Origin of the sequence: Terrabacter terrigena, from assembly GCF_042676085.1 — a bacterium.
GTDB classification, from domain to species: Bacteria; Actinomycetota; Actinomycetes; order Actinomycetales; family Dermatophilaceae; genus Terrabacter; species Terrabacter terrigena.
This window is the reverse complement of record NZ_JBHTKH010000009.1, coordinates 1-12,775: the sequence shown is the minus strand read 5'-3', so window position 1 is coordinate 12,775 and position 12,775 is coordinate 1. Positions and strand designations below refer to the sequence as shown.

12 protein-coding genes are annotated in these 12,775 nt (G+C 71.4%); 6 read left to right on the top strand and 6 right to left on the bottom strand.

Annotation, left to right across the window (positions count from 1 at the left end):
• Positions 1 to 22: 22 nt before the first annotated feature.
• Genes trmB through ACFQ2V_RS13890 form a run of 4 tightly spaced genes read right to left on the bottom strand, consistent with a single transcriptional unit; the run spans position 23 to position 3,163 of the window.
• The gene (gene trmB, locus ACFQ2V_RS13905) at positions 23 to 781 is read right to left on the bottom strand and encodes a tRNA (guanosine(46)-N7)-methyltransferase TrmB (protein ID WP_386053423.1); all 759 of its coding nucleotides are present in this window, start codon (positions 779 to 781) and stop codon (positions 23 to 25) included.
• A 49-nt stretch (positions 782 to 830) separates the two neighbouring features.
• Positions 831 to 1,946: a PP2C family protein-serine/threonine phosphatase gene (locus ACFQ2V_RS13900; protein WP_386053421.1), complete on the bottom strand. Its 1,116-nt coding sequence runs from the start codon at positions 1,944 to 1,946 to the stop codon at positions 831 to 833.
• Positions 1,947 to 2,003: 57 nt separating this feature from the next.
• Complete coding sequence (locus ACFQ2V_RS13895) at positions 2,004 to 2,486, bottom strand: ribose-5-phosphate isomerase (RefSeq protein WP_386053419.1); 483 nt, start codon at positions 2,484 to 2,486, stop codon at positions 2,004 to 2,006.
• Between the two features lie 26 nt (positions 2,487 to 2,512).
• A complete protein-coding gene (locus ACFQ2V_RS13890; protein WP_386053417.1) occupies positions 2,513 to 3,163 on the bottom strand; it encodes a mycothiol-dependent nitroreductase Rv2466c family protein in 651 nt (216 codons plus the stop codon).
• Positions 3,164 to 3,312: 149 nt separating this feature from the next.
• On the opposite strand from ACFQ2V_RS13890, the gene pepN reads away from it, so the two are divergent.
• From pepN to ACFQ2V_RS13870, 4 genes are all read left to right on the top strand, one after another.
• Positions 3,313 to 5,886 carry an aminopeptidase N gene (gene pepN / locus ACFQ2V_RS13885; RefSeq protein WP_386053415.1) on the top strand — a complete coding sequence of 858 codons (2,574 nt, stop codon included), beginning with the start codon at positions 3,313 to 3,315 and terminating at the stop codon, positions 5,884 to 5,886.
• A 210-nt stretch (positions 5,887 to 6,096) separates the two neighbouring features.
• The gene (locus tag ACFQ2V_RS13880) at positions 6,097 to 7,020 is read left to right on the top strand and encodes a mechanosensitive ion channel family protein (protein ID WP_386053414.1); all 924 of its coding nucleotides are present in this window, start codon (positions 6,097 to 6,099) and stop codon (positions 7,018 to 7,020) included.
• A 31-nt stretch (positions 7,021 to 7,051) separates the two neighbouring features.
• On the top strand, positions 7,052 to 7,438 hold the full coding sequence (locus ACFQ2V_RS13875) for a globin (RefSeq protein WP_386053412.1): 387 nt from the start codon (positions 7,052 to 7,054) through the stop codon (positions 7,436 to 7,438).
• A 130-nt stretch (positions 7,439 to 7,568) separates the two neighbouring features.
• Positions 7,569 to 8,189 (top strand): hypothetical protein, encoded by a 621-nt coding sequence (locus ACFQ2V_RS13870; protein ID WP_386053410.1) that lies wholly within the window; start codon positions 7,569 to 7,571, stop codon positions 8,187 to 8,189.
• 66 nt (positions 8,190 to 8,255) lie between these two features.
• Here the strand turns inward: ACFQ2V_RS13870 and ACFQ2V_RS13865 are convergent, their stop codons facing one another.
• Positions 8,256 to 8,663: an NUDIX hydrolase gene (locus tag ACFQ2V_RS13865; protein WP_386053409.1), complete on the bottom strand. Its 408-nt coding sequence runs from the start codon at positions 8,661 to 8,663 to the stop codon at positions 8,256 to 8,258.
• A gap of 475 nt (positions 8,664 to 9,138) precedes the next feature.
• On the opposite strand from ACFQ2V_RS13865, the gene ACFQ2V_RS13860 reads away from it, so the two are divergent.
• The gene (locus ACFQ2V_RS13860) at positions 9,139 to 9,624 is read left to right on the top strand and encodes a MarR family winged helix-turn-helix transcriptional regulator (RefSeq protein ID WP_386053407.1); all 486 of its coding nucleotides are present in this window, start codon (positions 9,139 to 9,141) and stop codon (positions 9,622 to 9,624) included.
• 76 nt (positions 9,625 to 9,700) lie between these two features.
• Here ACFQ2V_RS13860 and ACFQ2V_RS13855 read toward each other — a convergent pair whose 3' ends face one another.
• On the bottom strand, positions 9,701 to 10,555 hold the full coding sequence (locus ACFQ2V_RS13855) for an LLM class flavin-dependent oxidoreductase (protein ID WP_386053405.1): 855 nt from the start codon (positions 10,553 to 10,555) through the stop codon (positions 9,701 to 9,703).
• A gap of 109 nt (positions 10,556 to 10,664) precedes the next feature.
• On the opposite strand from ACFQ2V_RS13855, the gene ACFQ2V_RS13850 reads away from it, so the two are divergent.
• Positions 10,665 to 12,467 carry a glycoside hydrolase family 13 protein gene (locus ACFQ2V_RS13850; RefSeq protein WP_386053403.1) on the top strand — a complete coding sequence of 601 codons (1,803 nt, stop codon included), beginning with the start codon at positions 10,665 to 10,667 and terminating at the stop codon, positions 12,465 to 12,467.
• The last annotated feature ends 308 nt before the right edge of the window (positions 12,468 to 12,775 follow it).

Below are 12,775 nucleotides of genomic sequence, written 5' to 3'. Positions count from 1 at the left end.
CGCTCATGCCGGGGGGCGAGACCTACGGGAGCAGGTCCAGGCGCAGCTCGTTGATGGTGCGCCCGGCGGCGATGCCCTTCGCCTCGAAGCCGTCGCCGGGGCGCCAGGCCGGCCGTTCGACGCGCCGCGCCGCGAAGCGCGGGTGCGTGGCCACCTCCGCGAGGACGTGCTCGGCGTAGAAGTCCTGGTCGGTCGCCACGAGCACGTGCCCGCCGGGCTTCAGCACCCGCGCGAGCAGGTCGAGGTTGCCGGGGCTGACGAACCGGCGCTTCGTGTGCTTCTGCTTGCGCCACGGGTCGGGGAAGAACAGGTGCACGGCATCGATCGTCGCGTCGGCGACACGCTCCTCGAGGAACAGGACGGCGTCGCCGATCTCGACCCGGAGATTGGGCACGCCGACCTCGTCGGCGTCGGCGAGCATCCGGGCGAGCCCGGGGGTGTGGACGTCCATGGCGAGGATGTCGTGCTCGGGGAACGCAGCGGCATACGCGATGGCCGCGTGGCCGTGGCCGCACCCGATCTCGAGGACGACGGGCGCGGTGCGCCCGAAGGCGGTCCCGGCCTCGAACGGACCCTCGGGCAGCGAGCGGGCCGGGCCGAGACGCTCGACACGCTCACGCGTGAGCGACGAGAGCCGGCCGCGGCGCACGAAGGTCCGCACGCGGGCCGGCGTCACGCCCGCAGGGAGCTCGGGCACCTGGTGCTCCTTCCGACGGACGGGCCGGGAGGGGTCGGTCCGGTCGGTCACGTCGCTCGAGAGGTCGCTGGGGTCGTCGGTCACGCGGGCATCGTAGTGAGAGTCACCGGGACGGTGACCACCCCTCGGCGCGTCAGGTGCGCCAGATCGTCACGACCGCGCGGTCGTCACCGAGGCCGGAGGCGGCCTGGTCGCACAGCCTCTGGGCGAGCCCCTCGAATCCCGTGCGGATGAACGACTCGGCACGCCCGAGCATGCGGTCAATGCCGTCGTCGAGCGCCTTGTCACGCGCCTCGATGACGCCGTCGCTGTAGAGCACGAGCGCGTCGCCCCGCCTGAGCGAGCCTGTCTCGCGGGGGAACTCGGCTTGCTCGATCACCCCGAGCAACGGGCCGCGGCCACCGGCGAGCATGCGCCAGCGCCCCGACCCGGCGGTGAACTGCGCGGCTGCCGGGTGGCCGGCATACCCGATGGTGAAGTTGCCGGTCTCGAGGTTCACGGCGACGTGCACGGCCGTCGCGAACCCCTCGCTCCAGCGCAGGCGCAGCATGTGGTTGTTCGCCGACTGGAGGAAGTCGCGTTCGCTCAGCTCACCGAGCAGACCACCGAGCGCGCCGGAGAGCAGCAGCGAGCGGGCACCCACCTCGCGGCCCTTGCCCGAGACGTCGACGAGTGCGACCTCGAGGGTGCACCCGTCGGTGGAGCGGCTGGCCACGACGAAGTCGCCGGAGAAGCCGTCACCGAACGCCGACTCGAGAGCGACCTCGGCCCCCCATGACGGCGGTAGCGGGGGCAGCTCGCCCTGGGCCCGTAGCCGGTCGCGCATGTCGACGAGCATCGACTCGCCGCTGACCCCGACGACCCCCACTTGGGCCCGCGCGTGCGAGAGCCACAGCATGAGCATCATCGTGGCGACGGTCACGATCTGCGCGCCCGTGGTGGTGGTCTTCGTCCCACCGAGGTAGGCCCCGAGGATCGCCATCGCCAGGAAGAGCCCGATGTAGACCACGAGCAGGAAGCGCGGCTCGAGGAAGAGTCCCGCCAGCACGACGATGAAGCCGTAGACGCCCCAGGGGACGCTCTCAGGGAACTTTCCGACGGCCGCCGTGGCGATGACGCTGAGGAGGAGGAAGAGGCAGACGAGCGCCCAGGGCGCCCGGCCGAGCCACGGGCCCAGCAGGCGGAGGCGTCTGATCGGTCCGGCACCGTAGCGTGAGTGTCGAGAGACGATGCTCTCGTTGTGGGCCACGGGCCTCCCTTGCGGCGTTGAGGGGAAACGACAGGGGGAAGTGAGGACGCGGCCGCGTCAGAGCGCGCCGGCGTCAGGTAGTGCTGGCAGATCCCCCGAGTTCTCGTACGCGGAAACCATACCCAGACGCCGGCTGTGGCGCTCTTCATCCGTGAACGCGGTGGACACGAACGTGTCGACGATCTCCTTGGCCACCGCGTCGGAGGTGAATCTCGCCCCGATGGAGACGACCTGCGCGTTGTTGTGCTCGCGGGCCAGGCTGGCGAGCTCCGCGTTGTAGGCGAGGGCGGCCCGGATGCCCGACACCTTGTTGGCCGCGATCTGCTCGCCGTTGCCCGACCCGCCGAGCACGACGCCGAGCGAGCCCTCGTCGGCCGCGACGGCCTCGGCGGCGCGCAGCACGAAGACCGGGTAGTCGTCCTGGGCGTCGTAGGAGAACGGGCCGTGGTCGACGACGTCGTGGCCGGCCTCGCGCAGGTGCGCGAGGAGGGACTGGTGGAGCTCGTATGCCGCGTGGTCGCCGCCGATGTGGATGCGCATGTGGGTCCTTGGGTGCGTTGGGGTGGTCAGTCGAGGATCGGGCCGAGAGTACGGGTGCGCTTGAGCTCGAAGAAGCCGGGTGTGCTCGCGACGAGGACGCAGCCGTCCCACAGCTTCGCAGCGTCCTCGCCCTTCGGGGCGGGCGTGACGACGGGACCGAAGAACGCGACCCCGGCGACCGAGATGATCGGCGTGCCGACATCGGTGCCGACGAGGCTGATGCCGCGCTTGTGGCTGCGGTGCAGGGCGGCGTCGAACTTCTTGTGGTGGGCCTCCTTCGCGAGCGCGGCGGGCAGGCCGACCTCCTCGAGGGACTCGCGGATGACCTGGTCGAAGTCGTTCATCCTGCGCAGGTGGATGCGCGTGCCCATCGCGTCGTAGAGCGGCTTGATGACGGAGTCGCCGTGCCCCTCTGCGGCCGCGATGATGACGCGGACCGGGCCCCATGCCTCGTCCATGCGCGCCCGGTAGGCGGCGTCGAGGTCGTGACGGTGCTCGTTGAGCACGGCGAGGCTCATCACCGACCAGGTCACGTCGATGGCGCGCAGCGTCTCGACCTCCATCAGCCAGCGCGACGTCATCCACGCCCAGGGGCAGATGGGGTCGAACCACATCTCCACCGCGGCTCGGGAAGCGTCCGTCTCTGGGCCCGTCCGGATGTCTGTCGTCTCGGCCATGCGGCCCATCATGGCACTGCCGTCCGCCCGTCCCCCGGGCCGTCCCTGGGGGTGGCGGACGTCCCGGGTTTCCGTGCGAGGATGGCCCGCGACGGCGCCGTCGGACCGACGCTGCGCCGTGCCCCACACCTGTCCCAGGAGGTCCCTACGTGCCCGGCAAGAACCTGACCCGCGACGAGGCGGCGACCCGCGCAGCGATCCTGCGTGTCGACGCGTACGACGTCAGCCTCGACCTGACGACGGGTCCGGAGAACTTCCGCACCGTCACCTCGGTCACGTTCTCCTGCTCGGAGCCCGGCGCCGACTCGTTCATCGACCTCATCGCCGACTCGGTCGAGCGGGTCACGCTCAACGGGGTCGACCTGGACCCTGCGGAGGGCTTCGCCGACTCGCGCATCGCGCTCCCGGGCCTGGCCGCCGACAACGAGCTCACCGTCGACGCGACCGGGCGCTACACCAACACCGGCGAGGGCCTGCACCGCTTCGTCGACCCGGTCGACAACGAGGTCTACCTCTACACGCAGTTCGAGGTCCCCGACTCACGACGCATGTATGCCGTGTTCGAGCAGCCCGACCTCAAGGCGTCGTTCCGCTTCACGGTGACCGCACCCGCGCACTGGAAGGTCATCAGCAACTCCCCCACCCCCGCGCCGACGGCGGCCGGCGTGGCCGACGGTGTCGAGCGCGCGACCTGGTCGTTCGAGCCGACGCAGCGCATCTCCTCGTACATCACCGCCCTCGTCGCCGGCCCGTACGACGAGGTGCGCGACGAGGTGCAGACCCGGGGCGGCGTCGTGCCGCTGGGCGTGTTCTGCCGCAGGTCCCTCACGCAGCACCTCGACGCCGACAACATCTTCGACTGCACGAAGAAGGGCTTCGCGTTCTTCGAGGCGGAGTTCGACCAGCCCTACCCGTTCGCGAAGTACGACCAGATCTTCACGCCCGAGTACAACATGGGCGCGATGGAGAACGCCGGCGCCGTGACGTTCACCGAGATCTACGTGTTCCGCTCCAAGGTGTCCGAGGCGAAGATCGAGCGTCGCGCGCTGACCATCCTGCACGAGCTGGCCCACATGTGGTTCGGCAACCTCGTGACGATGAAGTGGTGGGACGACCTGTGGCTCAACGAGTCGTTCGCCGAGTGGGCGTCGACGACGTGCCAGGCCGAGGCCACCGAGTGGACCAGCGCGTGGACCACCTTCGGCACCTCGGAGAAGGCATGGGCATACACCCAGGACCAGCTCTCCTCGACCCACCCCATCGCGGCCGACATGCGCCACCTCGAGGACGTCGAGGTCAACTTCGACGGCATCACGTACGCCAAGGGCGCGTCGGTGCTCAAGCAGCTCGTCGCGTACGTCGGTCGTGAGCCGTTCGTGGCCGCGCTGCGCGAGTACTTCAAGAAGCACGCGTGGGGCAACACCACTCTGTCCGACCTGCTCGGTGAGCTCGAGAAGGCCTCCGGACGCGAGCTGACCGAGTGGAGCAAGCTCTGGCTCGAGACGGCCGGCGTCAACACGCTGCGGCCGGTCTTCGAGGTCGACGCCGACGGTCGCTACGGCTCGTTCGCGATCGCCCAGACCGCCACCGAGGACTACCCGACCCTGCGTCCGCACCGCATCGGCATCGGCCGGTATGCCGTCCGGCCGGGTGCCGCGGGGGACGTGCTCGAGCGCATCGGCTACGACGAGGTCGACATCGCCGGTGAGCACACCGACATCGCCGAGCTCGTGGGCCAGGAGCAGCCCGACCTGCTGCTGCTCAACGACGACGACCTCGCCTACGGCAAGATCCGCCTCGACGACCGGTCGCTCGCGACGGCCCTCGCCCTCCCCCGCGCATTCCGGGACTCCCTGCCCCGTTCGCTCGTGCTCGGCGCGACGTGGGACATGACGCGCGACGGCGAGATGCCGGCCCGCGACTTCGTGCGGTTCGTCCTCGAGTCCCTGCCGGGCGAGACCGACTCGACGCTGCTCCGCGTCCTGCTCGGCCAGGCGTCCACGGCCGCCCGCCTCTACACGGCCCCCGAGCACCGCGCCGAGGTCTCGGCCCTCCTGTCGTCCTCGCTTCGCTCGCTGGCCGAGTCGGCCGAGCCGGGCAGCGACGCCCAGTTCCAGCTCGTCGAGGCGTGGGCGGGCAGCACCGCCGACCGCGCCGACGAGCCCCGGCTGCGCGCCCTGCTGACCGGCGAGCAGACCCTGCCCGACCTGACCGTCGACACCGAGCTGCGCTGGACCTTCACCAAGGCGCTCGCCGCCATCGGCGCTGCCGACGAGGCCGAGATCCGGGCGGAGCTCGACCGTGACCCGACGGCCACCGGCAAGGAGCGCGCCGCCGAGGCCCTTGCCGCCCGACCGACCGCCGAGGCCAAGGCAGACGCGTGGGCCAAGGCCGTCGAGCGCAACGACTTGTCCAACCAGATGGTCGAGGCGATCGGTGCCGGCTTCCGGCGCAGCGCCGACCTGTCGCTGCTCGAGCCCTACGTCGAGCGCTACCACGCGATGCTCGTCGACGCGTGGGCCGAGCGCAGCGTCGCCATCGGCGAACGCGTCGTCGGCGGCTTCTACCCGTTCTCGCTCGCGAGCCAGCAGCTCAAGGACGCCTCGGACGCCTGGCTCGCTGCCAACCCCGACGCGGCCCCCGGCCTCGTGCGCACCGTGGCCGAGAACCGCGACGCTGTCGCACGCGCCCTCGCCGCGCAGGAGCGCGACCGCCGCGGCTGACCCACGTCCGCAGGCCGGCCTGCACCGTCAGGCCGGTCCGCGGACCGCACCACCCGCCCGCCACGCACGCGTGGCAGGCGGCAGATCCACCCGAACCCGACCCCTGACTGAGACTCTGTGACCCACGCCTTCACGAACCTGACCACACTTCACATCCCCGACGCGACCGCGCCGCCGACCCCCTCCCCGTCTCCCTCGCAGGAGCTTCCCGTGGACCTCTCGATGCCTGACCTCGCGAGCCTGACGTGGTCCGGAGTCGGCGACTGGCTCGTCGGCACCCCGCTGCTGATCATGACCGTGATCGCCGTCGGCCTCGTCGCCCGGTTCCTGCTCCACCGCCTCATCAACCGCGTCGTCGCGACGGCGACCTCCCGCCGGGCCGAACGGATCGCGAGCCTCCCCAGGGCCGGCCGGGCCCTGCAGGCGGTCGGTGTCGCCAACGTGCGGCACGTCCAGCGCACCCAGACGATGGGCGCCCTGCTCAAGAGCATCACGACGTTCGTCGTCGGTGGCATCACCGCCCTGACCGTGCTGTCCCTCGTCGGCATCCCGCTGGGCCCGATGCTGGCCTCGGCCAGCGTCGGGGGCGTGGCGCTCGCGTTCGGCGCCCAGAGCCTGGTCAAGGACTTCCTCTCCGGTGTCTTCATGATCGTCGAGGACCAGTACGGCGTCGGCGACGTCATCGACACCGGGGAGGTCGTCGGCACCGTCGAGAACGTGTCGCTGCGCGTGACGCAGCTGCGCGACGCCGACGGCATGACCTGGTACGTCCGCAACGGCGAGATCATCCGCATCGGCAACAAGACGCAGGGCTGGTCGACGGCGATCGTCGACATCGCCATCGCCTACGACCAGGACACCGAGAAGGCGATCAAGGTCATCCGCGACGTCGTGGGCGTCATGGACGACGACGAGGCGTACAAGGACATCCTCCTCGAGGAGCCGAACGTCGTCGGCGTCGAGTCGATGGCCAACGGCGCCCTCACGATCCGCGTCATCGCCAAGACGGTGGCCAACGAGCAGTTCGGTATCCAGCGCGAGATGCGCGAGCGGATCAAGACCGCGCTCGACCGAGCCGGAGTGCGCAGCCCTCTCCCGGTCATGCCGCCGTACGGCGGGCCCCCTCACAAGTGAGCCTCCCCGTGGCTCTGGGAGACTGACCGACGTGACGTACTACGACGACTTCGGTGGCCGCGAGACCTTCGCCAAGCTCGTGCGCGAGTTCTACCGGGGTGTCGCCGAGGACGAGCCGTTGCGCGCCCTGTACCCCGAGAGCGACCTCGCCCCGGCCGAGGAGCGCCTGCGGATGTTCTTCGAGCAGTACTGGGGCGGTCCGACCACCTACTCCGAGCAGCGCGGGCACCCGCGGCTGCGGATGCGGCACATGCCCTTCCAGGTCACGCCCGACATGCGCGACCGGTGGCTCCTGCACATGATGAACGCCGTCGACACGCTGGAGCTGACCCCCGAGAACGACGACCGCCTGCGCGACTACCTCACGCGGGCGGCATACTCCCTCGTCAACTCCCCGGGGCCTGACGGCACCTTCTGAGGCGGCCGGGCGCACTCACAGCAACTCACAGCCTGTTCACGGCTCGCTGCTGCGGCCACGGGTGTTCTCTGGGACTCAGGTGAACCCACCGTCGGGCGGCATGCCCGGCGACGCGACGAAGGGACCGGACATGGTGTCCATCAACAAGAAGGCCGCCAGCGTGGCAGTCGTGGGCGCGGCTGCCGCCGTGATCGGGCTCGGCGTCTCGCAGGTCGCACGAGCCGACGACGCCACCACCCCGGCGCCGACGCCGACCGCCACCTCGACCCAGGGCGACCCGGACAAGGGAACGACCGACAGCACGACCCCCGGGGACCGCGACGGCGACGGGCGGGGATGGGGACCGGGTGGGCACCACGGCGGTCCGGGCGGTCTCGGCTTCGGCCGTGGGGCCGACCTCTCCGCGCTGGCCACCAGGCTCGGGGTCGACGAGACGAAGCTGAAGGACGCCCTGACGGCGGTCCGTGACGAGCTCCGCGCCGCGCACACCCCGGGTCAGGGCAGGCCGGACTTCAGCGCGCTCCAGGACGAGCTGGCCACCAAGCTGGCGGCCAAGCTCGGCATCGACGCCGCCAAGGTCAAGGCGGCCGTCGCCGACCTGAGGGCGGCCCACGAAGCCGACGAGCAGAAGGCGTTCGACGACCGACTCGCGCAGGCTGTCAAGGACGGCAAGCTGACCCAGGCGGAGGCCGACGCCGTGAAGAAGGCGGCCAGGGCGGGGATCATCGGGATGCACGGCGGGCCGCGCTGACGCGGACGCCGACCGGCACGGGCGCCACCCGTCGACGTGGAGGTCGGTCGGGTGGCGTCACCGCACTCAGCAGCCGGTGAGGTGCGTTCGGAGGGCGGGTACGACATGGTTGCGCAGCAGTGGCGCCAGGTCGTCGGGCAGCTCGTCGTCGAGCCCGAGCCAGCGCTGCTCGGCGATCTCGGCCAGCGGTGTCGGTGCGTGGTCCGGCTCGAGGTCCGCGACGAAGACCGTCGCGTCGACCCACGAGTCGGGCTCGTTGGCGGCGACGTCGTGGAACCGGCCGAGTGGCAGCCCCAGACCGGCCACGTCGACGCCGACCTCCTCCATCACCTCGCGAACGGCAGCCTCCCGCGCGCTCTCGCCCGGGTCGATCTTGCCGCCGGGGAGCATGAACCGCTGCGAGCCGGCCTTGCGGACCGTCAGCAGCCGCCCGTCGCGCACGAGACAGAAGGCGGCCGTGACAAAGGTCGTCATGCCCCAGACGGTAGTGCGGGGTCGGCGGTCTCCTCCCACCGGACCCGGTGGCCGGTGACCCAGGCGGTCGAACTCTCGGTCACCACGTAGCGGAAGGCCAGCCGCATCATGGCGTCACGGACTGCCCGCCCTGCCCGGCCGGGATCTTGGAGCTGCTGCTCCGCGCCCCGGCGGCGACGATCCACTCCACGCGGGCGCGCGGCGCCGTCTCGTATGCCGCCAGCCATCGGTCCGCGGCGCCAGCGGGCGACCCGGGGCAGGTCGTGGGTGTGTCGGCCCAGAGCTCGAGGCGGCCGGTTCGGACGAGCTCAGCGGCGGGACCGGCGTCCGCTGCGCACAGGCCCGCCGGCTCGGACCTTCGCGAGCGCGAGTGTCGTGGGGGTCCGCGATGCCCCTCCCACGACCAGAGCCTCCATATTGGTAGCCTTCCTTACGAGAATCAGATGTTTTGATAATCGAAAGGTAGGTAGGCTCCATGGCCGCATCCGGTCACGCGCCTCGTGAGCCGCTCGTCCACGCCCTCGGCGACGCCATGCAGCGGTACCAGCGATCGGTGCAGGCGTTCGACGACACGGTCGGCCGACGGCTCGGTCTGGGACCGGCCGACCTGCGCTGCCTCGACTGGCTCGTCGACGGCCCGACGTCGGCGGGCGTCCTCAGCGCCGCCACCGGACTGCGGCCGGCCGCGACGACAGCGCTCATCGACCGGCTGGCGCGCCGCGGCCTCGTGCGCCGGCTTCGGTCCGAGACCGACCGGCGCACCGTGCTCGTCGAGATGACCGAGCTCGGCCAGCAGCTGACCTGGGAGGCCTACGGACCACTCGTGCACGCGGGCCAGCCTGCCCTCGAGGAGCTGTCGGTGGAGCAGCTGTCGTTCCTCACGGAGCACCTGGAGCGCATCACCGCGCTCACGGACGAGCACCGTGAGCTGCTGGCGAAGCAGGGAGTCCGGGACTTCTGAGCTCCGCCGCCGCCCCGCGGGTTCGACGCAACGGCGCCCGCACACCCGGGGCCGCACGCTCACGCGAGCGGGTCGTTCAGCGCAGCGCCGGCGGCCCGGCCTCGACGCGACGACGCACCTCGGCGAGACCCTCGGCGCCCTGAGGTACGTCCCACCAGCTCTCGACCCACCACGTCGCGCCGGCCTCCTCCCACGCCGCCGGCTCGGACGGTTCGAGGCGGGTGAAGTCACCCCAGGAGTCGGCCTCGATGACGACGTCGAAGCCCGCCCAGGGCAGCCCCCGCTCCTGGCGGAGCCGGCGCACCGGCTCGACGACGGCTGCGAAGACGTCGAGGGTCTTGGGCCCGCCGTCGGTGGGGTGGATCGCCGGGATGAGCCCCTGCCATCGGGCTGCCCGCTCCAGCGAGCGCTGTCGCCCCCGGCCGGGTGTCGGCGCACCGACGACCCAGACCGGCGGATGGGGACGCTGCGGCGTTGGCGGCGGCAGCACGAAGTCGTTGGCCGCGGCACTGTAGTGCTCGCCGGCATACGTGAAGGACGCCGCGTCGCCGAGCAGTCCCGCATAGATGTCGAGGCACTCGTCGAGCTTCTTCGCGCGGACGGCGCGGCCCTCGTCGGCCTCGAACGCGAGCCACCCCGGGTGGAGCGCCCCGAGCCCGACGGACATGACGGCCCTGCCGTTGCTGATGCGGTCGACGGAGCCGACCCTGGAGGCGAGGTCCCACGGACGGTGCCGTGCCGCAGGCGTGAGCAGGGTGCCGAGGCGGATGCGCTCGGTCACCATGGCGGCCGCCCCGAGCTGGACCCACGCGTCGACGCCGTAGAGCGCCTCCCAGCCGAAGACGGCATCCCACCCGCGCTCCTCGCCCAGGCGTGCCAGGTCGGCGAACTCGCGCTCGGTGGCATACGGGATGACGAAGCCGCTCCTCATGGCTCGTTCGTACCAACGAGCACCGACATCGGGACGCCCAGCGACCGCTCTGCAAGAAGTTGCATTTCTTTCTTTGAGTTTTCGTCTCCATGCGGAACGATGGTGGCCCGTGACGCGATCAGCAACCCAGACCCTGACCCACCCCCTCGGCGACCTCGAGGTGCGTGAGGAGACCACCCCCGTCCACGCCGCGGACCGGCCCGACGCCGCCTGGTGGCGACAGGCCGTGATCTACCAGATCTACCCGCGCTCATGGGCCGACGCCGACGGCGACGGCATCGGTGACCTGCCCGGCATCACGTCGCGTCTCCCCCACCTGCGGGCCCTCGGCGTCGACGCCATCTGGCTCTCCCCGTTCTACACGTCGCCGCAGGCCGACGCGGGCTACGACGTCGCCGACTACCGCGACGTCGACCCCATCTTCGGCACCCTCGCGGACGCCGACGCGATGATCGCGCGCGCCCACGAGCTCGGCCTCAAGGTTATCGTCGACATGGTGCCCAACCACAGCTCCGACGAGCACGTCTGGTTCCAGGCGGCCCTCTCGGCCGGCCCCGGCTCCGCCGAGCGCGAGCGCTACATGTTCCGCGAGGGACGCGGCGAGCACGGCGAGCTGCCGCCGAACAACTGGGAGTCCGTCTTCGGCGGTGCCGCGTGGACGCGCGTCACGGAGGCCGACGGCCTCCCGGGCCAGTGGTACCTGCACCTCTTCGACCCCAAGCAGCCCGACTTCAACTGGGAGCACCCCGAGGTGCGCGCCGAGTTCGAGTCGATCCTGCGCTTCTGGCTCGACCGTGGCGTCGACGGCTTCCGCGTCGACGTCGCACACGGCCTCATCAAGCAGCAGGGCCTGCCCGACACCGAGGAGGAGCGCACCGTCATGCTCGGCCACGCCGAGCACGACGACGACGCCACGCCGGCCGCGGCCCAGCCCGAGGACGCCCCGCGCATCGACCACACCAAGCGCAGCCCGATGTGGGACCAGGACGGTGTGCACGAGGTCTACCGCGCGTGGCGCAGGATCCTCGAGTCCTACGGCACGCCGGACCGCATCCTCTGCGCCGAGGCGTGGGTGGAGCCGCAGGAGCGCGCCGTCAAGTACGTGCGCTCCGACGAGATGCACCAGGCGTTCAACTTCGACTTCCTCACCTCGTCGTGGATCGCCGAGGACCTCAAGGCGGTCATCACCTCGTCCCTGCAGGCCGCCGACTCGGTCGGCGCCCCCTCGACGTGGGTGCTGTCGAACCACGACGTGGTGCGCCACGCCTCGCGTCTCGGGTTCGCTCCGGGCACGCCGCGGATGAACGGCATCTCGGCGACCGACCCCCAGCCCGACCGTGCCCTCGGCCTGCGTCGTGCCCGTGCGGCGACCGCGCTCATGCTCTCGCTCCCGGGCGGCGCCTACATCTACCAGGGCGAGGAGCTGGGGCTGCCCGACTCCACCGACATGCCGGCCGAGTTCCGTCAGGACCCGACGTTCGCGCGCACCAACGGCGCTGAGACGGGCCGTGACGGCTGCCGCGTGCCGATGCCGTGGTCCGCCGACGGCCCCTCACTCGGCTTCGGTCCCGGCGCGAACACCTGGCTGCCCCAGCCCGACGTGTACGCGCACTACGCGGTCGACCAGCAGGAGGGCGTCGCCGGGTCGACCCTCGAGCTGTACCGCGCCCTGCTGGCGAACCGTCGCCGCCTGTCCCTGGGCACCGGGTCGCTGACGTGGGTCGACGGGTATGCCGCCGACGTCGTCGCGCTGACCAACGGCTCCGACCAGCGTGAGCGGGTGCTCGTCGTGGCCAACCTCGGCGACGCGCCCGTGGCCCTCCCCGAGGACGCCGAGGTCGTCGTCGCCTCCGGTCCGCTCGAGGACGGGCTCGTGCCCAGCGACACGACGGTCTGGGCCATCTGGTCCTGACCTGCTGACCGGCCGCCCGGCCGGCAACGCCGCGAGGCCCCGTCCGCCCGGACGGGGCCTCTCGGCGTACCGGGCCCGTGGAGGAGCGCCCACGCCTCCTCGACCGGCCTCCACCGTCGACGCAGACGCGCTTCGTTCGACACCAAGGCGTGGCCCGCGAGCGCAGGGCGCCGGCCCACGACCCGCCGGTCGGCGCGAGTGCGCCTCGGCCCGGGCCGGATAGCCTCAAACTCAGTGTCAGGGTGACAGCACCGCTCACGCGGTGGTTGGGTCCTGATCATCGGTCGTCTGGCTCATAGCCTCGGTGC

What these genes read in the sequence shown, in the direction of transcription:
- ACFQ2V_RS13895 (WP_386053419.1), bottom strand. Translation starts at nt 2,486, where the DNA reads ATGCGCATCCACATCGGCGGCGACCACGCGGCATACGAGCTCCACCAG.
- ACFQ2V_RS13890 (WP_386053417.1), bottom strand. Translation starts at nt 3,163, where the DNA reads ATGGCCGAGACGACAGACATCCGGACGGGCCCAGAGACGGACGCTTCC.
- ACFQ2V_RS13870 (WP_386053410.1), top strand. Translation starts at nt 7,569, where the DNA reads ATGGTGTCCATCAACAAGAAGGCCGCCAGCGTGGCAGTCGTGGGCGCG.
- ACFQ2V_RS13865 (WP_386053409.1), bottom strand. Translation starts at nt 8,663, where the DNA reads ATGACGACCTTTGTCACGGCCGCCTTCTGTCTCGTGCGCGACGGGCGG.
- ACFQ2V_RS13860 (WP_386053407.1), top strand. Translation starts at nt 9,139, where the DNA reads ATGGCCGCATCCGGTCACGCGCCTCGTGAGCCGCTCGTCCACGCCCTC.
- ACFQ2V_RS13855 (WP_386053405.1), bottom strand. Translation starts at nt 10,555, where the DNA reads ATGAGGAGCGGCTTCGTCATCCCGTATGCCACCGAGCGCGAGTTCGCC.